The organism is Vibrio sp. R15-SG3-ISO1A (genome assembly GCF_059833955.1).
This window is the reverse complement of the sequence record NZ_JCBDGH010000070.1, coordinates 108,176-131,058: the sequence shown is the minus strand read 5'-3', so window position 1 is coordinate 131,058 and position 22,883 is coordinate 108,176. Positions and strand designations below refer to the sequence as shown.

The following is a 22,883-nucleotide window of genomic DNA, read 5'->3' as shown; positions in this document are numbered from 1 at the left end:
ATCGATGAAGTTTTAACCTATCATTTCTCTTCTGATTGGAATTTTGTGGATGGGGTCACGCCAAACAAGATTAATAGATAAATGATTTAACATTAAGGTTACAAAAAGGTTAATATGCTGTTCGCAATTAAACACAACACCCCTTTAAACGATATGCCGTTTTGTCACTAAAGGGACTCAACAACTAACAGGGAAATTCATATGCAGTCATTTGTTGATTTTATGAATGGGATTATCTGGAGCCCGGCACTGATTTACTTGTGCTTGGGCGCGGGTTTGTTCTATTCAATCATGACTCGATTTGTACAAGTTCGACACTTCACCGAAATGTGGCGTTTGCTTCTGTCTGGAAAAAGTTCTTCTAAAGGCATCTCTTCATTCCAGGCTCTGGCCGTTTCACTCTCTGGTCGTGTCGGTACAGGTAACATTGCAGGTGTCGCTGCAGCGATCGGTTTTGGCGGCCCAGGTGCTGTCTTCTGGATGTGGACAGTCGCATTTTTTGGCGCGGCAACCGCGTATGCAGAATCGACACTGGCGCAAATCTATAAAGAAGAAGATAACGGCGAATTCCGTGGTGGTCCGGCTTACTACATAGAGAAAGCCATGGGTCAGAAATGGTATGCGTGGATTTTTGCAGTCGCGACCATTTTTGCGTGTGGCTTCCTACTTCCTGGTGTGCAATCGAACAGTATCGGTAACGCAGTCGAAGCTGCATTTGGCTCAGGTGACATGATCGAAACGGCCATCGGCACCTTTAGTTTCGCGAAAATCTTCACCGGCACACTGATTTCTATCATTCTTGCGTTCATCATTTTTGGTGGTGTAAAACGCATTGCGAGTTTTACTCAGATTGTCGTGCCTTTCATGGCATTGGCGTACATCGTCACCGCTTTCATCATCATCCTACTGAACATTGGTGAAGTGCCACGCATCTTCTCAATGATCATCGGTGATGCATTCACACCGATGGCCGGTGTGGGTGCGGCGATTGGCTGGGGTGTTAAACGTGGTGTTTACTCAAACGAAGCGGGTCAAGGTACAGGACCTCACGCGGCGGCAGCGGCAAGTGTTGAGCACCCAGCGCAGCAGGGCCTAGTGCAATCTTTCTCTATCTACATTGATACTTTGCTTGTTTGTTCAGCCACGGCGTTCATGATCTTGATCACTGGCGCGTATAACGTTCACGGTGCAGAGGGCTTCATCATCCAGAATGTCGCGGCGGATATCGCGGCGAACGGCCCAGTGTTTACGCAAATGGCGATTGAAAGTGCACTGCCAGGCATCGGCAAACCGTTCATCGCTATCGCGCTGTTCTTCTTTGCCTTCACAACGATTCTGGCTTACTACTACATTGCAGAAACCAACGTTGCGTACATCCGTCGCCACTTCAAAGTTGACGGCTTGATGTTCATCCTTAAAGTCGCGTTGATTGCCGTGGTGTTCTACGGCACCGTCAAAACCGCAAACCTCGCATGGGCGATGGGTGACGTCGGTGTAGGTTTGATGGCGTGGTTAAACATTGTCGGTATTTTGATCATCTTCTTTATGTCAAAACCTGCCCTAAAAGCACTGAATGACTACGAAGAACAGCAAAAACAAGGTGTTGAAGAGTACACGTTCAACCCAGTGAAACTTGGCATCAAAGGCGCTGACTACTGGGAAGAAAAATACCGCAGAAAAACAGGACTCGATCCGAAAGCAGAGGCGGAATCAAAAACCAAAAGCGTTGAGCAACCTTCAACCTAATCGATAAATAAAAAGCAGTGGACGACCGTTTCGGTCATCAATAGAGGCAAACCAAGGTTTGCCTCTATTTTTTTGCTTGGCCGCTCATCCAAAGACGAAAAAAACCAGCCTGATAGGCTGGTTCTTAACATTTAGTCGGAAAAATTATTCCCACTCAATCGTCGCTGGCGGCTTACCTGAGATGTCGTAAACCACGCGAGAAATACCGTCCACTTCGTTGATGATACGGTTAGAGACTTTACCAAGGAAGTCATACGGTAGGTGTGCCCAATGTGCGGTCATAAAGTCAATGGTTTCGACTGCACGCAGTGACACAACCCAGTCGTACTTACGGCCATCACCCATAACGCCTACAGAACGAACCGGTAGGAAGACCGTGAACGCTTGAGAGACTTTGTGGTAAAGGTCAGCAGCATGCAGCTCTTCAATGAAGATCGCATCCGCACGACGCAGTAAATCACAGTACTCTTTCTTGATTTCACCAAGTACGCGCACACCAAGACCCGGTCCTGGGAATGGGTGGCGATATAGCATGTCGTAAGGTAGACCTAATTCTAGACCGATCTTACGTACTTCATCTTTAAACAGCTCACGTAGTGGCTCAACCAAGCCCATCGCCATATCTTCAGGTAGACCACCCACGTTATGGTGAGATTTGATCACGTGTGCTTTGCCCGTCTTTGACGCCGCAGACTCAATCACGTCTGGGTAGATGGTGCCTTGCGCTAACCATTTCGCGTTTTTCAGCTTCTTCGACTCTTCATCAAACACGTCAACAAAGACGTGACCGATGGTCTTACGCTTCTCTTCAGGATCCGACTTGCCTTCTAGTGCGGCAAGGAAACGCTCTTCTGCGTCGACTTTGATGATGTTTAGGCCAAATTTATCGCCAAACATATCCATCACTTGTTGACCTTCGTTTAGGCGTAGCAGACCGTTATCAACGAAGACACAAGTTAACTTGTCGCCAATTGCGCGGTGAACCAACATCGCTACAACCGAAGAGTCAACACCGCCGGATAGACCAAGGATAACTTCGTCATCACCCACTTGCTCTTTGATGCGAGCAACCGCATCTTCAATAATGGATTCAGAGGTCCAAAGACGCTCACAGCCACACACGCCAAGCACAAAGTTCTCAAGCATTTGTAGGCCTTGCTTGGTGTGCGTCACTTCAGGGTGGAACTGCACGCCGAAGTATTTTTTCTCTTCATTGGCCATCGCCGCGTAAGGACAGGTGTCCGTTTCGCCCACTTTGACGAAGTCTGCTGGAATCTCAACAACCTTGTCACCGTGACTCATCCAAACATCTTGGGTCAGGTCTAGGTCTTTAAATAGTGAAGATTCGCCTGACACTTTGACTTGCGCATAGCCAAATTCGCGTTCATTGGAACCGGCAACTTTACCACCTAGCTGCTCTGCCATTGTCTGCATGCCGTAGCACACACCGAGCACTGGCACACCAGAGTCAAATACGTATTGAGGAGCACGTGGCGAGTTCTCTTCGGTGACGCTTTCTGGTCCACCAGATAGGATGATACCGTCTGGGTTGAACTCACGAATATCTGATTCTTCAACGTCCCAACTCCACAGTTCACAGTAGACACCGATTTCACGTACACGACGTGCGACAAGTTGGGTGTATTGCGATCCGAAATCGAGGATCAAGATACGTTGGTCATGAATATTTTTGGTCATTTGAGCAGTCTTTTTAAGCTGGGTTAAGAAAACGAGGCGAGTGTACCCGCCTCTCTTCAATGCTTCAAGGAAAAAGCAAACGTTTTCGTCGAGGGTTTCTTGTCTAAGAAATTAACCGCGACGGTAGTTTGGTGCTTCCTTAGTAATTTGAACATCGTGGACGTGAGATTCCGCCATACCAGCACCAGAGATACGAACGAACTCAGCTTTGGTACGCATGTCTTCAATCGTCGCGCTGCCCGTTAGGCCCATGCTTGAGCGTAGACCACCCATTTGTTGGTGAACGATCTCTTTTAGGCGGCCTTTGTACGCGATACGTCCTTCGATGCCTTCAGGGACAAGCTTGTCTGCGGCATTGTCCGTTTGGAAGTAACGGTCAGAAGAACCTTGAGACATCGCGCCCAATGAACCCATACCACGATACGCTTTGTAAGAACGACCGTTGTAAAGAATCACTTCACCCGGAGCTTCTTCAGTACCCGCAAACATCGAGCCCACCATCACACACGATGCGCCAGCAACGATAGCTTTACAGATGTCGCCTGAGAAACGGATACCGCCGTCAGCGATAACGGGAATACCGTGTTGATTTGCCACTTCCGCCGCATCAGCGATGGCCGTTACCTGAGGAACACCCACGCCCGTTACGATACGAGTAGTACAAATAGAGCCTGGGCCGATACCGACTTTCACTGCGCTAACGCCTGCATCGATAAGGGCTTTCGCACCGGCACCCGTTGCGACGTTACCGCCAATGATATCGAGGTTAGGGTATGCCGCGCGAGTTTCACGGATACGGTTAAGAACGCCTTCAGAGTGGCCGTGTGAAGAGTCGATCAAAAGCACGTCAACCCCTGCTTCAACCAATGCCGCAACACGCTCTTCGTTGCCCGCGCCAGCGCCAACTGCCGCACCAACACGAAGACGACCACGCTCATCTTTACACGCGTTCGGTTTACGTTCTGCTTTATGGAAGTCTTTTGCGGTGATCATGCCCGTGAGTTGGAACTCATCGTTAACCACCAACACTTTTTCAACGCGCGCTTCGTGCATCTTCTCTTGCACTTCAGCGCGAGTTGCCCCTTCTTTTACTGAAGCAAGGCTCTCTTTTGGCGTCATCACTGAAGAGACTTTCTTAGTGAGGTCCGTAACAAAGCGCACGTCACGACCGGTGATAATACCGACCAGCTCGTTGTTCTCTGTGACGACAGGGAAGCCTGCAAAGCCGTGCTTGTCTGTCAGTGCAACCACATCCGCGATGGTCGCTTCAGGGTTAACGGTAACAGGGTCAGTGACCACACCCGCTTCAAATTTCTTAACTTTACGAACTTCTGCCGCTTGCTGCTCAATCGACATGTTCTTGTGGATAAAGCCAATGCCACCTTCCTGCGCAAGAGCGATAGCCAGACGGGCTTCCGTCACGGTATCCATAGACGCAGAAATCATCGGAATATTAAGAGTGATATTTTTCGTCAACTGAGTGCGAAGATCAGCTGTGTTTGGGAGAACGGTGGAGTGTGCTGGCACAAGCAGTACGTCGTCGAATGTCAGCGCTTCTTTGGCAATTCTTAGCATTTGCAATATCTCACAATTAGAGGAGTAAAAAGAACAATCCAATCTCATCGTTTCGCATAATGAGGGCAACCTATTCACACTAGAGTGTGCGAGAACAAAGTTGCATTTGGATTAGATATTGCGGACGGATTATACGGTCAACGCAAACGCTTGGCTACACATTTTTCTACTTTTTATTTGCAATCACCCCCTTGCTATGTATTATATTGCCGCTAATTTCCATACCCACGTCCATGGGATTAGCTGTGCCTGCATCCACCAATCAAAACATTTTCACTGTCTCTCGCCTCAACGCAGAAGTTCGCCTGCTGCTTGAAAACGAAATGGGTATCGTTTGGTTGGTCGGAGAGATCTCCAACTTCTCTGCCCCGGTGTCTGGTCACTGGTATCTCACCCTTAAAGACTCCCGAGCTCAAGTCAAATGCGCGATGTTTCGCGGCAATAATCGTCGTGTCACGTTCAAACCGGCTAACGGCAATCAAGTATTAGTCAAAGCGCGTCTCTCGTTGTATGAACCTCGCGGCGACTATCAGTTGATCATTGAAAGCATGCAGCCGGAAGGCGATGGCCGACTCCAGCAAGAGTTTGAAGCGCTTAAAATGAAGTTGGCCGCTGAAGGCCTGTTTGCACAGACTAACAAGAAGCCGCTGCCTGAGCATCCGAAACGGGTCGGCATCATTACCTCGAAAACCGGCGCGGCGCTCTACGATATTCTGGATGTACTGAAGCGACGTGACCCTTCACTGCCGGTGATTATTTACCCGACATTAGTACAAGGTGACGATGCCGCGATTCAAATCGCGCAAGCCATTGGTTGTGCCAACAGCCGTAACGAATGTGATGTATTGATCGTCGGTCGTGGCGGGGGCTCTCTAGAAGATTTATGGTGCTTTAACCACGAGGTCGTAGCTCGGACGATTGCGGCGAGCCAAATCCCGATTATCAGTGCGGTTGGACATGAAGTGGATGTGACCATCGCCGATTTCGTCGCCGATATGCGCGCGCCTACCCCCTCGGCAGCCGCTGAGCTAGTGAGCCGCGATAACAGCCATAAAGAGCAAGCGCTCGCTAGTCGTGAGCATAAACTGCTCAGTGCGTGGCGCCAGAGAGTGTCTGAGCAACAACGCAACCTGACTGGCCTGCTGCATCGTCTCGAACGCCAACATCCTACTCATCAGCTTCAACGTCAGAGCCAGCAGTTAGATGAACTCGAAATTCGCCTCAAGCGAGCGATGGATAATGGATTGCGCAGTGCAGAGCAACGAGTCGAGCGACTGCACTACAAACTCAACCTGCATAGCCCTGCACATAAACTCGCCAATCAACACGCAAGCATGATCCGTTTAGAGCAACAACTGATCGACGCGATGAATAAACGTTTGACCTATCAACGCCATCAACTCGCGTTAGCGGCTGAAACGTTAGATGCGGTAAGCCCACTGGCGACATTAAAACGTGGCTACTCGATCAGCCAAAACGCACAAGGCGATGTGGTGACCTCCACAAAGCAAATGAAATCAGGTGACACCTTAGTCACCCGATTAGCCGATGGCACCCTCTTTTCTACGATTTCTTCGAGTCAATAGGACGGAACTCAAATCGAATCGCTGATTTCGATTTGAGTTCATTGCACTGATTACAAAAATAATTTGCCGCCCCGCACGCTTGCAGCTTCTCTAATTCACTGTCGCACTGTGGGCACCAACCGATCTTGTTGTAATCATATTGGCACTGTGTGCAGTGGTAGTGGCCATTCCACTCCAGCTCTTGCTGACAACTTGGGCATAGATTGGTGTTCATGATCTGTGTTACCTTTTTAATTTAGCGTAAACTAATATACAAAAATCCCATCTCCAACTCAATATCACACCGACTAGCTTGCTCTCGTCGCTCTATGCTTCTATAAATGATCATAACAAGATCATCGGCAAAAGCCGCTGTGATCAGCGATCTCCCCCTAAAAGAACATTTATATAACCACACACCGAAAGCATAAGTTACATATGCTGCATTTCAATTTTAAAAAGCACGATAAACTAATAATGATTAATATTACACACCAAAACCAGAGTTAATAAAATGATCACTCATCCAAATACACAGTATGTAACTCGAAAATGAGTGGAAAAGAGGGATAGGCTCTTTGGTGGAGCCCATTGATGACATAAAAAAACGCCTTAGCAAGCTAAGGCGTTTTGACCATCATGTGATTATTCAGATAGGGCTACTTCTTACGGTTTTTCACCATGCCCATTAAGCGTTTGCGTTTACGCTCTTGTGATAGGGTCATCTTGCTCGATTTACCTTCATACGGGTTTTCACTGTTCTGGAAAGTAATTCGAATCGGTGTGCCCATAATCTCAAGCGATTTACGGAAGTAGTTCATCAAGAAGCGCTTGTAAGAGTCTGGAAGCTCATTCACTTGGTTGCCGTGAATCACCACGATCGGTGGGTTGTATCCCCCAGCGTGGGCGTATTTTAGCTTCACACGACGTCCACGTACCAAAGGTGGCTGGTGATCGTCGGTTGCCATCTTCATGATTCGGGTCAGAACAGAGGTACCCACGCGAGTAGTGGCAGACTTGTACGCCTCTTGAACCGATTCAAACAGGTGACCTACACCCGTACCGTGTAACGCCGAAATAAAGTGAATGCGTGCAAAATCAACAAAGCCTAAGCGGCGATCCAGCTCTTTCTTGACGTGCTCTTTCACGTCCATATCAAGGCCATCCCACTTATTAACCGCAATCACAATCGAGCGTCCAGCGTTGAGCGCAAAACCGAGTAGGCTTAAGTCTTGGTCTGATATGTTTTCACGCGCATCAATGACCAGAAGAACCACGTTCGCATCTTCAATCGCTTTCAATGTTTTCACCACCGAGAACTTCTCAACGGTTTCATTGATGCGTTTACGACGACGCACACCAGCGGTGTCAATTAGGACATATTCACGGCCGTCGCGTTCCATCGGAATGTAGATAGAGTCACGAGTGGTACCCGGCATATCGTACACAACCACACGCTCTTCACCCAGAATACGGTTAGTGAGTGTCGACTTGCCAACGTTAGGTCGACCGATGATCGCCAATTTAATCGGCTGATCTTGTAGGCGTTTAAACTCTTGCTCCGCCTCTTCCTCGCTGTATTCCAGTTTTTCTTCTTCATCAATGAAGTCAGTGAGGTCTTCAATTTCGCCGTTGGCTTCTTCAAGTAACTGCTCAGCAAACGGGTTAAGCGCACGATCAATCAGTGCACCAACACCACGGCCATGAGCGGCAGCGATTTGGTACATGTTGTCCATACCCAGTTGCCAAAACTCAGCGCTGGCCGCTTCGGCATCAATACCGTCGACTTTGTTTACCACCAGCATCGCTGGCTTTTCAATCTTACGTAGATGAAGGGCAATGGCTTCGTCCGCCACAGTCAGACCCGCACGGCCGTCCACCATGAATAGCACAACATCCGCTTCATCAATCGCGGCGAGTGACTGCTGGGCCATTTTGGTTTCAACGCCCTCTTCCGTGCCGTCGATACCGCCAGTGTCTACGACGATAAATTCATGTTGACCAAGTTTCGCTTGGCCATATTTACGGTCGCGAGTTAAGCCAGGGAAATCCGCCACTAACGCATCACGCGTGCGCGTTAGTCGGTTAAACAACGTCGATTTACCAACGTTTGGACGCCCTACAAGAGCAACAACAGGTACCATAACAACCTCTACAATCTTTTTCTCATATGTAGTTATAGGTAAGGACTGATGACGAGACCAATTTTTACCTATAACCACGTAGCGTTAACAATAAAACGGCTCCCAACTGAGTAACCAGCTAGGAGCCGAATGTGAATTATATCACATGATTATGGGTTGATCGTCTGTTTCTTTACATCGCCATTGCGAGTAACCGTGACAAATCCACCCGGTACGGCGATAGGTGCGACCGCGAAGCCGCTGTCATCTAATTGCTGCTGAGCAACAAATTCGCCGGTACGTCGATCAATCCAGTGCAAGAAGCCTAGACTATCACCCACGACTACATAACCATTGAGCATGACTGGCGCCGTTAGCAAACGGTGCTCAAGCTGATCATTGCTCCAAAGCTCAGTACCACTGCGCGCATCAACCGAGACAATGTGGTCTTTATCAGTCACCAAGAATAAACGACTGCCTTCACTCGCCATATCGGTGGATGAAGAGTAGTTACGCTTCCAGCTTGGCGTGCCTGAACGCAGATCAATCGCGGTCAACTGCCCGTTGTAACCGACAATGTATAGCGTACTGCCCAAAATCAGTGGTGAAGCATCAACATCCACCAAACGATCGATTTCGGTCGCCCCTTGTGGTGTACCAATGGGTTGTTGCCAAATCAATTGACCACGCTCGACAATCGCTGCCGCCAAACGTCCGTTCGCCGTTCCCCAGAAGACGCCTCCAGACACCGTCACAGGCGCGCTGTTACCACGCAGAGTCAGGTTCGGCACTTCAGTGCTGATGGTCCATTTGCTCTCGCCCGATTCTTGATCCAAGGCGATAAGCACACCGTCACTGGTATGAACAATCACTAAGTTACTGTCTACCGCAGGAGCAGCGAGCACTTCACCTTTGACAGCGGTCTGCCAATTGAGCGCCCCGTTTTCTTCATCAAGGGCAATCACCTGACCATTTTCACTGCCAATAAACAGCTGACCATAACCGGCGGTAATACCACCAGATAAACGTGCAGAGCCCTCTTTTTCCAGGTCCGCTTGCCAAATCGCTTTGCCCGTTTCAGGGTTGAGTGCTTTCACCACACCATCACGGCTGGCAACAAATACTTTATCGTAGGCGTATTCGGGTGAAAGTTGCGAGTAGTACATGCCCACACCTTTCCCTGCCGACGCACTCCATGCGCTCTTGGTCGTGAACTCATTGTCTACAACCGGTGTCGGCGCCATGATAATGGTGTCTTCCTCTCCAGCACACCCTGCAAGCAAGCCAAGAACCAGCGCGGTAGAGAGTGCTTTATTGAGCATTGTCTTCATGCGCATCCTTACTTAGCGAGATCGTCCAGCTTCATTTGCAGAGCCTGACTTGGCTCGCCAGACTGTTGAGCTTGGGTGTAGGCGGCATATGCCCCTTCTTCATCACCCTTGAGTAAAAGAATATCGCCTTTCAACTCTTCTACGCGCCCCATCCAACTTTCGTCGTTGATGTTAGCCAACTCTGAGATCGCCGCATCAAAGTCTGTTTGCTGAGCTTGAATACGCGCAATTCGGTAGTGAAGGATACTCAGCAGTGCTTGATCTTTAGTGGCCGATTTTGCCCACTCGAGCTGCGCTAGTGCTTCATCCAAATTACCTGCATCAACCTGAGCTTTCGCCAGTTGCATCGCCGCCAATACCGCGTATTGCGACTCGCCATTCGCCTCAATAAACCCTTGCACGTTAGCACTGGCATCTGCGCCTTTGACTGCCAACTCTTGAATCACGGTGGTGTAACTCTCAGAGGCCGCTTCCTGAGCTGCTGTGACGGAGTCTTGGTAATAACGCCAGCCAAACAGCCCCCCCAAACCAATGACGGCACCGAAAATAACCGCTTTGCCATTTTCTTTCCACCAATCTTTAATCGCTTCTACTTGTTGTTCTTCAGAATCGTAGAGTTCCACTTCCTGTCCTCTTAAAATCGAAAAAAGTGGCGCATAAAGGTCGCCACTTCCTGTTATCGGGTTATACCAACTGCGCTAGTTTGCTCGCCACATCGGCATGGCTGATGGTTTCTTGTGTACCACCAATCAGATCTTTCACGACGACCGTGCTGTCTGCGACTTCATTCTCGCCGAGAACCAGCGCCACCGCTGCGCCCACTTTGTCCGCACGCTTGAATTGCTTCTTAAAGTTGCCGCCGCCAAAGTGATTCATCACTCGCAGCCCTGGCACTTGCTCGCGCAACTGCTCAGCCAACTTCATTCCAGCCATCATTGTACCTTCCCCCGCGGTGACCATGTAAACATCGACGCTGCGACGCACATCGGTCAACTCAAGGGTTTCTAGCATCAGAACCAAACGCTCAAGGCCCATAGCAAAACCAACCGCAGGCGTTGCCTTGCCACCGAGTTGCTCAACCAGGCCGTCGTAGCGACCACCGCCACACACCGTACCTTGCGCACCAAGGCTTTCCGTTATCCACTCAAATACCGTGCGGTTGTAGTAATCCAAACCACGCACCAAACGCTCATTGACTGTGTATTCGATACCTGCTGCGTCGAGAAGTTCACAAAGGCCGGCAAAATGTTGCTTTGAGTCTGCGTCTAAGTAGTCAGACAGACGAGGGGCATCACCGAGTACCGCTTGGATTTCTGGGTTCTTGGTGTCCAAAACTCGCAGTGGGTTAGTGTGCATGCGACGCTTGCAATCGTCGTCCAGAATATCCATGTGCTGAGTGAGAAACTCGATTAACGCTTCGCGGTATTCAGCTCGCGCGTCAAGAGAGCCAATCGAGTTCAACTCTAGACGTACATGTTTATCAATACCAAGCTCACGCCACAGACGCGCCGTCATCATGATCAGCTCTGCGTCGACGTCAGGGCCATCGAGACCAAACACTTCGACACCACATTGGTGGAATTGACGGTAGCGACCTTTCTGCGGACGTTCATGACGGAACATTGGGCCCATGTACCATAGGCGCTGCTCTTGATTGTAGAGCAAGCCATTTTCAATTCCGGCGCGAACACAGCCCGCCGTGCCTTCTGGGCGAAGGGTTAAGCTGTCACCATTGCGGTCTTCAAAGGTGTACATCTCTTTTTCAACCACGTCGGTGACTTCACCAATCGCGCGGCTAAATAGATGAGTCATCTCAACAATCGGCATGCGCACTTCGTTGTAACCGTAAGCGCTGATTACGTTTTTCACTGCGGTTTCAAGTTTTTGCCACAGTGGAGATTGAGTTGGGAGACAATCGTTCATGCCTCGGATTGCTTGAATTGTTTTTGCCACAATAATTACCGTAATCGTTGGTTGAGAGTTATTACTCTTGTACTTTTACATCAATGCGATTTTGCGAATCCATCAACGCGGCTTTAGCGCGGATCTTCGCTTCGAGTTGACTCACGAGATCGTCGTTATCAAATCGCTCTTTTTGACGTTTGCCATCTTCGTAGAAGGCACTTTTCTTGTTACTGCCTGCCAAGCCCAAATGCGACACTTCCGCCTCACCGGGTCCATTGACCACACAGCCAATAATTGAAACATCCATCGGTGTGATAATGTCTTCAAGACGCTGCTCTAGCGCATTGACGGTGCCAATCACATCAAATTCTTGGCGAGAACAACTCGGACACGCAATAAAGTTGATCCCGCGAGAGCGGATGCGCAGCGATTTTAAGATATCAAAACCGACCTTGATCTCTTCAACTGGGTTCGCCGCAAGCGAGATGCGCAGCGTATCGCCAATCCCTTCTGCCAACAGCATGCCGAGTCCAACCGCAGATTTGACTGAACCCGCACGCGCTCCGCCTGCCTCAGTAATACCTAGGTGTAGTGGCTGATCGATTTTTTTCGCCAACAGTCGGTAGGAATCCACCGCAAGGAACACATCGGATGCTTTGACACTCACTTTAAACTGATCAAAGTTGAGGCGATCTAAGATATCAACATGACGCATCGCCGATTCCACCAAGGCTTCTGGGGTCGGCTCGCCATATTTCATCTGGATATCTTTTTCCAGAGAACCGCCATTCACGCCGATACGAATTGGAATGTTTTTATCCCTTGCACAATCGACGACCGCACGAATACGATCTTCTTTACCGATGTTACCTGGGTTGATACGCAAACAATCGACGCCGTATTCCGCAACCTTGAGTGCGATGCGGTAGTCAAAGTGAATATCCGCCACCAGCGGAATCGACACTTGCTGCTTGATCTGCTTGAAAGCCTCGGCAGCATCCATTGTCGGCACCGAGACGCGGACGATATCCGCACCCACATTTTCAAGGGCACGAATTTGAGCCACGGTGGCGTCAACGTCTGTAGTACGAGTGTTGGTCATCGACTGCACCGCAATCGGCGCACCGTCACCAATAGGTACGTCGCCCACATAGATACGAGTCGAGGGGCGACGTTTGATAGGAGATTCGTGTTGCATAGTAATGTCTAAGGTAAGGTGAATCTTGCTACTTTGCCTGAAGTATACCCAGAAAGGTCGACAGGTTCACTCGCTAATGTCATTGAAACGTTTTCTGGTGCACCTAAAATCACGCTGTAAGGAGACTGACCATCCAACTCAACCGACTCGCCACCTTTTTTGATGCCGGTCACGAGGGTTTTACCACTAGCGTCTTTCACCTGAACCCAGCAATCATCGCTAAAGCTCATCTCTAGACGGTTCGTCACTGCAACCGCCGTATCCGTTGTGCTCTCTTGCGGCGCATCAGCTTGTTCTGTTGAGTCTGATGCGGTCACAGTTTCTTCTGGGGACTCTAGCGCACTCTCTTCACGGATGATTTCAGTCTCTGACGACATCTCAGTTTGCGTGTTTTCGATCGTCTCAATACGACTCACATCGGAATCTTCACTAAGGATTGGTTCCATCGTTTCTTGAGTCTCTTGCGAAGGCTCATCTGGCATCGCCTCATCAAGCGAAACAAAGTCCAAGGTATCACTGCTGCTTGAGTCTGCACTCTGCTGCGTGGTTTCCTGCGCCGAAGATGGGCCCAAATCCAACATGTCATCCTGCTGATTTTGCCACCACCATAAGGAAGAGATCCCGGCAATCACGGCAAAAATACCCCACGTCAGAATCATAATGCGGCTGTCGTGCTTCTCTCGCTTGGTTTTACGTGAAAAGCTCTGCATCGATTGCTCTTTATGCTGAGCGGTGCCGCTGTGATCGAGCGCAGCCAATACGACTGACTCTTTTAGCCCCACTGCCTTTGCGTACGAACGAAGGTAACCGCGGGTAAAGGTAGCGACTTGGTCAGACTCGAAGTCATTTTTTTCCAAGTTTTCGATGATGGAGAGGCGAAGACGAAGCCTATCGGCAATCTGCTTTTGCGTTAATCCTAACTGCTCGCGCTTTTGCTTAAGTAGTGTACCCGCTTCAATATGTTCTTGTGGTTGATTGGTTTCTGTCGTTTCGTGTTCGGCAGTCATTATGAATTCATCTCTTTTAAGTGCAGGGCCTCTTCCGCGCGTGCTTTTCGTTATTCATTATTGGTAGCAATGGGGCAGAATTGGCGAAGTATCCGGGCAGCTAACTCATCAAAGAGGCAATATACGCCATCAAAAGTGTGAGGAAGCCACCAAAAGCATTAACTTTCAATTCTAATCTATATCAGAGATGAAACAACATGACAAAAGGTGATAATTCACAGCCAGCTCAAGGTTTTTCCTTAAATTGACATTAAGACGCAACATCTGATTACAAATTGTCGATAAAAAAGCCAGAGCAAAGCTCTGGCCTCCGGATTCATGCAAATTTAAGCATTCAATATGCGGTTAAACGGCTTTCACCTCGATGGTTTCACCTTTGGCCGCTTTTAACATGGCAGTACGTTTGGTGCGGTCAATGACATCGCCGACCAACTGTCCGCACGCCGCATCAATATCATCCCCACGCGTCTTACGCACGGTCACGGTGTGATCGTACTGCATTAAGGTTTTCTGGAAGCGATCAATGCGAGAGTTGCTTGGCTTCTTATAAGGCGAGCCCGGATACGGGTTAAATGGAATCAGGTTGATTTTACATGGTGTATCTTTCATCAGCTCTGCCAATTCACGCGCATGGTCCATATCGTCGTTAACGTGGTCAAGCAGCACGTACTCTACGGTCACCTTGCCACGGTTGGCATTGGAAGAAGCTATGTAACGGCGCACAGACGCAAGAAAATCCTCGATATCCCATCGGTCGTTAATCGGCATGATTTCGCTGCGCAATTTATCGTTCGGCGCGTGCAAAGAGATCGCCAACGCCACATCAATCTTACCTGTCATCTGATCAAGGCCAGAGACGACACCCGATGTGGAGACAGTAACGCGACGTTTAGACAAACCAAAACCGAGATCATCTAGCATAATCTCTAAGGCTGGAATGAGGTTTTTCATGTTCAACAGAGGTTCACCCATGCCCATCATCACGACGTTGGTAATCGGGCGACGACCGGTCTCTTTTTCTAAGCCGATCTCACGGGCAGCTCTCCATACCTGACCAATGATTTCTGAGACTTTGAGGTTGCGGTTGAACCCTTGTTGAGCCGTCGAGCAGAACTTACATTCCAGTGCACAGCCCACCTGAGAAGAGACACACAAGGTCGCGCGATCGTCTTCAGGAATGTAGACAGTCTCGACATCTTGATCGCCCACCTTCATTGCCCACTTGATGGTGCCATCAGAAGAGTGTTGCGCCTCAGCGACTACCGGCGCTTTGATCTCACAGCGCGCGTGCAGTTTCTCGCGTAACTTTTTGTTAATGTTGGTCATGTTGTCGAAGTCATCGACACCAAAATGGTAGATCCACTTCATAACTTGATCGGCGCGGAATGCTTTTTCACCTAATTCTTCAGCGAAAAATTCACGCAAGCCCTTGCGATCGAAGTCGAGTAGATTGATTTTTTCAGTGCTCATGTAACCTCACAAACGACAGAACATTAATTAAGGGCGCGAATTGTACAGCCTTTATTCAGCGACAACAAGCGTTGTAAAGCCCTGTATTTCCTAAGGCGTTAATTCAACTTTGTTTATTAATTGAACTCGCCATTTACGCCGCGGTGATTTGCTTAATTTGCTCCACAATCGCTTTCAGCCCATTGCCGCGCGAAGGACTTAGATGCGCGATAAGTCCAAGCTTTTCAAAGTACTCATCCATATCAAAATGTTGGATTTGCTGCGCTGTTTTGTGGTTGTAAGCCGCCATCACGAGGGCAATTAAACCACGTACAATACGAGCGTCAGAATCGGCACAAAAGGTCCACACGCCGTCGTGCTGCTCGCAGACCAGCCACACTTGGCTCTCACAGCCTGACACCGTCACTTGTTCACTTTTCAGCGCATCAGGCATCACGGGGAGTTGCTTACCCCACTGAATCACTTGTCGGTAGCGATCTTCCCAGCAATTTAATCCTGACATAGTTCGAATGACGTCGTCCGCCGTTATCGTCTGGCCAAACACTGAGGAGGGTGCTTCACTCATTTCATTTCCACTCATTAGCGATATTTCTGAATCAATTTTTCCACAATACGCGAGACCGCCACAAAACCAAAAGTGGCCGTCACCACCGTGGCGGCGCCAAAGCCACTGGCGCAATCCATTCGCTTTGGCCCTTCTGCCGTTGACTTCACCCCACACACGCTGCCATCGGCTTGCGGGTACTTCAACTGCTCAGTGGAAAAGACGCAATCGATGCCAAACTTACGCTGCGGATTTTTGGGGAAGTTATGGTGCCGGCGCAAGGTATCTTTGATCTTTTTCGCTAGCGGATCTTGAATGGTCTTGGTTAAGTCCGCGACTTGAATTTGAGTCGGGTCAACCTGGCCACCTGCACCGCCCGTCGTAATCACTTTGATTTTGTTGCTGCGGCAGTAGGCGAGCAACGCAGCTTTTGCTTTAACACTATCAATCGCATCCAACACATAATCAAACTCTTTGCTGAGGTACTCATGCTGATTGTCTGGCGTAATGAAGTCATCAATTAAATTGACTTTGCATTCTGGGTTGATGAGTTTGACTCGCTCTGCCATGACCTCAATTTTGCTCTGCCCAACAGTGCCAGACATCGCATGAATCTGGCGATTAATGTTGGTCACACAGACATCATCCATGTCAATCAAGGTCAACTCACCAATCCCTGTGCGAGCCAACGCCTCTACAGCCCAAGAGCCAACGCCGCCTATTCCGATAACACACACGTGCGCAGCGCGCAGGATCTCCACTTCACTGTGTCCGTAGAGTCGGCGTGTACCGCCAAAACGTTGGTTATAGCTGTCCGAGGCGGGGGTATCAAGTTGGCGCATGGCAAGGCTTCTCCGCTACAAATTTGGTGATGAGTAAATAGAAAGAGTGCGATTTATACGCACTCTTGTTTCAAATGTCTAGAATTGGCCAAGCCAACGCTTGACTAGCTGAAGGGAAAGATCCCCCTAACCAGCGACCACTATTCTCGCTTCTCTGGCGGCATGGCCCAAGGCGCTTCAGTCGCGCTGCCTTCTAATCCGAGTTTCCACACCCGGCCAAAGTGTTTGTAATGGCCCGCCTCAATACCGGCTCTCGGCCCCATGCCGTGGTACAGATCAAGGTGATTCTGTTTCACTGCGCCACCAGTATCAAGTACGATCAACAAGCGAAGTTGATGAGCACCACTCCAACTGCCGTCAGGGTTGAGCAGTGGCACTTCAGCTAAGATAGGCGTACCCATTGGAAAGAGGGTGCGATCCCCTGCCACCGACGCCATCGCCAATAACGGGATACCCGCCGAACCGGTCACCGGCGCATCGGCGCGGGGCTCAAAGAAAACAAACGATGGGTTTTGCTCTAACAGCTCACGCACCGTGGCTTCATCGTTGGCCACCACCCACTCTTTGATCGCTTTCATCGACATGTTTTCGCGAGCCACGAGTCCGCGGTCAATCAGAACTCGACCGATGCTCACATACGCTTTGTTGTTTTTACCACCGTAGGCAAAGTATTCCAGCGTGTCGTCATCTTCAAAATGGACAAAACCGCTGCCCTGAACTTCCATCAAAAAGGGGTCGATAAGATTCGCAGCATACCCAAGTTCGAGCCCTTGCCCTTCCAAGGCGCCCGCATAGATTTGCGCGCGAGTTGGGCAGTCTTGGCTGCACTCAGGTTTGCCATACACTGGATACTTAAAGACATCATTCGGTTGATGACGAAGTTCCATCACTGGTGAAAAATACCCGGTAAATAGCACGTTACCCTGCTTGTCCCCGCCCCCTAATTGCGCTGCCTGAATGCCGTATTGGCCAAGCTCTGTCGGCTCTCCACTGAGTAAAACCCACTCGTTGAGCTTGTCATAAAGCGGTTGATAGAGCGAAGCCATACTTGGTGAGTTGATGACCACTTGCTCCGCCTGACGATGAAATTCGGTGAAATCTCGTGGTTTGTCGGACACCACTATATCGGCTGGATTGAGCACATTGGTCAACTCGCCATCGAGATACTGCTGAGCGCGATCGGTTGGCTGGGCACAGCCAAACAAAACACCGGCCGCAAGCAGAGGTAAGATTTTTTTGAGCACGTTGGTTTTCCCTTATTGTCGTTGGCGTTAAGCATGGCAAAGTGCCTGGCCGATAGCAACGAAAAAGCGTTAGCGAATGTTATGCTGGTATTTGGCGTCAAGACGATAGATAGGTTGATAATGAGGCTGTGAAATCAACTTCATTTCAGAGAACTCTTGATTGAGGATCTGAAAGCGCTTGGTATCATCACCGAAACGGTATTCAAAGAACTGACCATCAAAGGCAAAATTGGTATCCACGACCCGCCCGTTGATCACGACACCATTTTCATTGAGGACGAAACGATCCGTCGCATACCCGGCGACATTTTGCTCAATCCAAGTACCGTAAAGGAAGGACTTAGGATAGGTGACTTGTAGGTAATATTGATAGAGCTGCGTGCCCAGCAGCGCAACCACTAACGCAAGTCCGGCAGCCATCAAAAAGAAGCTGCGCTCTTTCAGTTTGTTTTTTATCGCGCCGTTTGCGTCGATGTTACTCTTCATGAATGGGTTCCAAACTTGCTCTTAATAGTAAGTCTTAGACCAAAATGCGCACTTTGGCGAGTCTAGCCAAGGTCACTGTTTGCTTTCCATCTCAAGAAAATCCGCTCGAGATAAGAAAAGCACTTGCCGAAACAAGAATAAAATTGCAATATTTCCACATACTAATTCACTCGTAACTTTGGACGCTTCTGTGAAAATTCGAAATACCGCCCTTGTGAAAGGGTTCAGACAATCGGCACCTTACGTCAATGCTCACCGCGGTAAAACCATGGTAGTGATGCTCGGAGGCGAGGCCGTCGCAGATGCAAATTTTCCGAATATTATCAGTGATCTTGCTCTACTTCATAGCTTGGGCGTGAAAATCGTCGTCGTCCATGGAGCAAGGCCACAAATTAACGACATTTTGCAGCACAATCACAGCGAAACCCCCTATCACAAGGGAGTACGAGTAACGCAAGAAACCAATTTGAGCTACGTGATGCAAGCAGCCGGTCAACTGCAACTGGCCATCACGGCGCAGTTTTCCATGAGCATGAGCAACACGCCGATGGCGGGAACACAGCTCAACGTCGTCAGCGGCAACTTTATTATTGCCCAACCGTTGGGCGTCGATGATGGTGTGGACTACTGCCACAGTGGCCGCATTCGGCGTATTGATGTCGAAGGCATCAATCGCATGCTCGACCATGGCTCCATTGTGCTGCTTGGCCCGATCGCCAGTTCAGTGACCGGCGAGTCATTTAACCTACTCTCGGAAGAGTTGGCTACACAAGTCGCCATCAAGCTCAAAGCCGATAAGCTGATCGGTTTTTGTTCTGAGCAAGGGGTCATTGATGCCAATGGCAATGTCGTGGCAGAGCTGTTTCCTAAAGATGCCGAGGCCATTTTGTCCTCACTGGAAACGGAAGCCAACCCTAGCAGCGACGACACCTCTGGGACACTGCGTTTTTTGCGTGCCGCCACCAAAGCCTGCCGCGCTGGAGTGCCACGCAGTCATTTGGTCAGTTATAAGGTGGATGGCGCGCTGATTCAGGAACTCTTCTCGCTTGATGGTATCGGTACCCAGATCGTTCATGCCAGCGCTGAGCAAGTGCGAATGGCGGACATCAATGACATCGGTGGGATACTCGAGCTGATTAGGCCACTGGAAGAGCAAGGCGTGCTGGTCAGACGCTCTCGTGAACAACTGGAGCAAGAGATTCATCAGTTCACCATCATAGAAAAAGACGGCTTGATCATCGGCTGTGCGGCCCTTTACCCCTACCCGCAGGAGAAAATGGCCGAGATGGCCTGTGTCGCGATTCATCCAGAATATCGTGATGGTAACCGCGGCCTGCTGTTACTTAACCACATGAAACTGCAATCCAAAGCACAAGGAATTGAGAAGATTTTTGTATTAACCACTCACAGTTTGCACTGGTTTAGGGAACAAGGTTTCTTCGAAATGGGCGTTGAGTGCCTACCATCTCAAAAACAGAATTTGTACAACTATCAACGCAAATCAAAGATATTAAGCATCAAACTTTGATTTTTTACTGCCGTTTTTCTCATTAGGAATGAAGGGGAAAACGGCAGTTGCCAAGATTTTCAAAACTAAATTATTAGCCATTTTAATAGGTTAGCCACCGAGCTATCGATTTTTATCGATAAGCACTTTATTTAATATATTGAATTGGTTAATATTTGCGCTCCCGATTCAGGGGCTCTATGGACTTACCTTCACTTACGACCTGAGAGAACTCGGCGTAAGTCGCACGGATTGCTTGAAGTAGATAAACACGATACTAAGAGCATATAACTTGATGAAAACCATCATCTGTAACTCGATTCAAAGTTTTTGGGATATGGCAGACAACGAACTGTTAGCCGGGCTCGACGTACATTGTGTCTTCCCAGTCACAGAAGGGTTGAAGGCGTTTATCCTCAATTACCAAGAAAAATACGCGATTCGCAGCATCTCATTTACGCAAGCGCTGTAACCGACGGCGCTCGACTCTGCCCAAGCGCAGCCAGCAATCAGGGACGATTGCTCATCCCGTCTCCCACCTTACTCTTTTCCCTTCAAGCGCTGTGTCAAACCACTGGCCCGAACCGTTCGCACTTTTATTCCTCTTGCCATCACTGACTCATCCACATATAGACTTAAACGTGACTTAGCGCGAGTGACGCCAGTATAAATGAGCTCTCGAGTTAAGATAGGGCTAAACTCCGGTGGCAAAATCATCAAGGTATGATCAAATTCACTGCCCTGCGATTTGTGAATCGTCATCGCGTAGGCGGTTTCATGTTCAGGCACACGGCTCGGTAACACCGCCTTGACACTGCCATCTGGCAGTTCAAAAAAGACTTTCAGCTTGTGCCCTTCTTCGTCAGGATCACGAATGCACAAACCAATGTCTCCATTGTAGAGGCCTAACGCGTGATCGTTGCGCGTCACCATCACGGGCCTACCGTGGTACCAAAGCTCATCTTGTACCTGAATCAGCTTACGTGCAGCCAAAGCGCGCTCAATACGGGCATTGAGCCCTTGCACACCAAAATCCCCTTCTCGAACGGCGCACAACAAACGACAACGTGCAAATGCCGATAACGCGTTGCGAGCGAGCGTATTGAGATCTTCCTGCGCCTGATTCACCTCATTTAACAGCGCAAGGTAGCCGCGATACTCTTCCACCAGAGATTTTATCAGCAGTTGGTAGTGCTCTGTGTCGATAGGGTACTTAGCAACATCCTCAAACCCTTGCCGCCAAACTTGCTCAACCTTGCTTACGCCTCCCGAGTTGATGGCTTTGGCCAATTGACCAATCCCCGAACGCGCATCGAATCGATAACTCTTTTGCAGCATGCAGAGACTGTCCGCCATCCCTGATTGGCTGGCGCTTGCTCCATGCGCGAGTGAATCAAACCCTGTCAGTTGGGCGAGTAGTTTGGCCTGCAAGGCGCTATATCCCTCTTGATGGAAAGAGCAGATGTCCCCCAATACCGCGCCCGCTTCCACTGACGAAAGCTGATCTTTATCGCCGAGTAAAATCAGCCGAGCCTGCTTGGGCATTGCATCCACCAACTTATGCATCATAGAGAGATCGACCATCGACGCCTCATCGACGACCAAAATGTCCAAATGCAGAGGGTTATCGTGATGATGGCGAAACTCGGCGCTATCCGGAATCGCGCCAAGTAAACGGTGAATGGTGCTGGCTTGTGTCGGTATGGCCGCTTTCAACTCTGGACTCACCGCCAATTGCTCCACTGCTTGGCCAATCGATTCAGTCAAGCGCGCGGCAGCCTTTCCTGTCGGCGCCACCAATTTGATGGTTGGCACATGACCATTAATGCGATCTTGTTTTGCTTGCTCAATCAAGGCAGCAAGTAACTTGGTCACGGTGGTCGTTTTGCCTGTACCGGGTCCACCAGAAATCACAGCAAATCGACGAGTGAGCGCCACCGCCGCCGCCACCTTTTGCCAACTGACGCATACCGCTTGGGGGACGAGCTTATCCAAAGCAGACAACTCGGCCACGGTTTTGGCCTGCTGGAGTATTTGGCCTATGGCAACCCAATCGAGCTCATCAGGCGTAACCACATCTAAATGGTCACACACTAATTGCTGAATCATAACGGGGGTTACCGACTGACCTTTTTTAATATCGTCAAATAGATAGCGATAATTCCTCGCGAATAGATGATCAAGAAGCTCAGTCAACTTCGCTTGCTCATCAGGCTTTAGGATCATAGGTAACCCAAAGCTCAATAAGCGTTCGGATAAGGTCGTTTCATAATGCCAGAAACGGTGTAAGTAGAGTCGCTCACCATCAAACATCAAAGGCAGCGGTTCACCCGCACTCCCCACCCACGGCGAATTCGCTAAATGGGCAGCCCAATCAAATGTATGTAAGGTCTGATTGAGGTTCAGCGCTGCCTCGCCATACAAACCGAGCTTGTGTGCCAGATCCACCTTTTGACCATTGGCATCAAAAAGGGGTAAACAGATATTGCCTTTCGCCTGCTCTGCGCTGGTCAAACCGGCGATAAACGCCAAGTGGTCATCGTTAGACTGCTGATGGATAAAACGCGCAAATTGGTAGTCCAACTGGCGAATCACGCCTTTTGCTGCCAAGAGTTGCAGCTGTGAAACAAGTAGCGCCATGT

General features: G+C 49.4%; 19 protein-coding genes. 4 read left to right on the top strand and 15 right to left on the bottom strand.

Annotated features, from left to right (window positions below; all coding sequences use genetic code 11):
- The first annotated feature begins 201 nt into the window (after positions 1-201).
- Positions 202-1,746 carry an alanine/glycine:cation symporter family protein gene (locus tag AC6R0L_RS11695; protein WP_500629239.1) on the top strand — a complete coding sequence of 515 codons (1,545 nt, stop codon included), beginning with the start codon at positions 202-204 and terminating at the stop codon, positions 1,744-1,746.
- Between the two features lie 144 nt (positions 1,747-1,890).
- On the opposite strand, the gene guaA is transcribed toward AC6R0L_RS11695, so the two are convergent.
- Both guaA and guaB read right to left on the bottom strand, forming a co-directional pair.
- The gene (guaA, locus tag AC6R0L_RS11690; protein WP_500627024.1) at positions 1,891-3,444 is read right to left on the bottom strand and encodes a glutamine-hydrolyzing GMP synthase; all 1,554 of its coding nucleotides are present in this window, start codon (positions 3,442-3,444) and stop codon (positions 1,891-1,893) included.
- Positions 3,445-3,555: 111 nt separating this feature from the next.
- On the bottom strand, positions 3,556-5,019 hold the full coding sequence (gene guaB / locus AC6R0L_RS11685; protein WP_334551301.1) for an IMP dehydrogenase: 1,464 nt from the start codon (positions 5,017-5,019) through the stop codon (positions 3,556-3,558).
- 245 nt (positions 5,020-5,264) lie between these two features.
- Between guaB and xseA the strand changes: the two genes are divergently transcribed.
- Positions 5,265-6,605: an exodeoxyribonuclease VII large subunit gene (gene xseA / locus AC6R0L_RS11680; protein WP_500629238.1), complete on the top strand. Its 1,341-nt coding sequence runs from the start codon at positions 5,265-5,267 to the stop codon at positions 6,603-6,605.
- Here the strand turns inward: xseA and AC6R0L_RS11675 are convergent.
- From AC6R0L_RS11675 to AC6R0L_RS11620, 12 genes are all read right to left on the bottom strand, one after another.
- Positions 6,583-6,819, bottom strand: a complete 237-nt coding sequence (locus AC6R0L_RS11675; protein WP_500629237.1) for a zinc ribbon domain-containing protein — start codon at positions 6,817-6,819, stop codon at positions 6,583-6,585. The two genes, xseA and AC6R0L_RS11675, sit on opposite strands and share 23 nt — an antisense overlap.
- Before the next feature lie 424 nt (positions 6,820-7,243).
- Positions 7,244-8,728, bottom strand: a complete 1,485-nt coding sequence (gene der / locus AC6R0L_RS11670) for a ribosome biogenesis GTPase Der (protein ID WP_500629236.1) — start codon at positions 8,726-8,728, stop codon at positions 7,244-7,246.
- A gap of 149 nt (positions 8,729-8,877) precedes the next feature.
- On the bottom strand, positions 8,878-10,038 hold the full coding sequence (bamB, locus tag AC6R0L_RS11665) for an outer membrane protein assembly factor BamB (protein ID WP_500629235.1): 1,161 nt from the start codon (positions 10,036-10,038) through the stop codon (positions 8,878-8,880).
- A gap of 8 nt (positions 10,039-10,046) precedes the next feature.
- On the bottom strand, positions 10,047-10,661 hold the full coding sequence (locus AC6R0L_RS11660; protein WP_500629234.1) for a YfgM family protein: 615 nt from the start codon (positions 10,659-10,661) through the stop codon (positions 10,047-10,049).
- 61 nt (positions 10,662-10,722) lie between these two features.
- The gene (gene hisS, locus AC6R0L_RS11655; protein WP_334551311.1) at positions 10,723-11,991 is read right to left on the bottom strand and encodes a histidine--tRNA ligase; all 1,269 of its coding nucleotides are present in this window, start codon (positions 11,989-11,991) and stop codon (positions 10,723-10,725) included.
- A gap of 31 nt (positions 11,992-12,022) precedes the next feature.
- Positions 12,023-13,141 carry a flavodoxin-dependent (E)-4-hydroxy-3-methylbut-2-enyl-diphosphate synthase gene (gene ispG, locus AC6R0L_RS11650; protein ID WP_334551312.1) on the bottom strand — a complete coding sequence of 373 codons (1,119 nt, stop codon included), beginning with the start codon at positions 13,139-13,141 and terminating at the stop codon, positions 12,023-12,025.
- Between the two features lie 8 nt (positions 13,142-13,149).
- Positions 13,150-14,148 (bottom strand): cytoskeleton protein RodZ, encoded by a 999-nt coding sequence (gene rodZ, locus AC6R0L_RS11645; RefSeq protein WP_500629233.1) that lies wholly within the window; start codon positions 14,146-14,148, stop codon positions 13,150-13,152.
- Between the two features lie 345 nt (positions 14,149-14,493).
- Positions 14,494-15,618, bottom strand: coding sequence for a dual-specificity RNA methyltransferase RlmN (gene rlmN / locus AC6R0L_RS11640; protein WP_487901679.1), 1,125 nt, complete (start codon positions 15,616-15,618; stop codon positions 14,494-14,496).
- 133 nt (positions 15,619-15,751) lie between these two features.
- Positions 15,752-16,183: a cysteine desulfurase sulfur acceptor subunit CsdE gene (gene csdE, locus AC6R0L_RS11635; protein WP_500629232.1), complete on the bottom strand. Its 432-nt coding sequence runs from the start codon at positions 16,181-16,183 to the stop codon at positions 15,752-15,754.
- A gap of 14 nt (positions 16,184-16,197) precedes the next feature.
- Positions 16,198-17,004 carry a tRNA cyclic N6-threonylcarbamoyladenosine(37) synthase TcdA gene (gene tcdA, locus AC6R0L_RS11630; RefSeq protein ID WP_334551318.1) on the bottom strand — a complete coding sequence of 269 codons (807 nt, stop codon included), beginning with the start codon at positions 17,002-17,004 and terminating at the stop codon, positions 16,198-16,200.
- Between the two features lie 140 nt (positions 17,005-17,144).
- A complete protein-coding gene (gene mltA, locus AC6R0L_RS11625; RefSeq protein WP_500629231.1) occupies positions 17,145-18,248 on the bottom strand; it encodes a murein transglycosylase A in 1,104 nt (367 codons plus the stop codon).
- Between the two features lie 69 nt (positions 18,249-18,317).
- Complete coding sequence (locus AC6R0L_RS11620) at positions 18,318-18,734, bottom strand: DUF2850 domain-containing protein (RefSeq protein WP_334551322.1); 417 nt, start codon at positions 18,732-18,734, stop codon at positions 18,318-18,320.
- A 190-nt stretch (positions 18,735-18,924) separates the two neighbouring features.
- Here AC6R0L_RS11620 and argA point away from each other — a divergent pair, with 190 nt between their 5' ends.
- Together argA and AC6R0L_RS11610 are read left to right on the top strand one after the other, a co-directional pair.
- Complete coding sequence (argA, locus tag AC6R0L_RS11615; protein ID WP_500629230.1) at positions 18,925-20,262, top strand: amino-acid N-acetyltransferase; 1,338 nt, start codon at positions 18,925-18,927, stop codon at positions 20,260-20,262.
- A 274-nt stretch (positions 20,263-20,536) separates the two neighbouring features.
- A complete protein-coding gene (locus AC6R0L_RS11610; protein ID WP_334551325.1) occupies positions 20,537-20,713 on the top strand; it encodes a hypothetical protein in 177 nt (58 codons plus the stop codon).
- A gap of 68 nt (positions 20,714-20,781) precedes the next feature.
- On the opposite strand, the gene recD is transcribed toward AC6R0L_RS11610, so the two are convergent.
- Positions 20,782-22,881 carry an exodeoxyribonuclease V subunit alpha gene (gene recD, locus AC6R0L_RS11605; protein ID WP_500629229.1) on the bottom strand — a complete coding sequence of 700 codons (2,100 nt, stop codon included), beginning with the start codon at positions 22,879-22,881 and terminating at the stop codon, positions 20,782-20,784.
- Between the last annotated feature and the right edge of the window lie 2 nt (positions 22,882-22,883).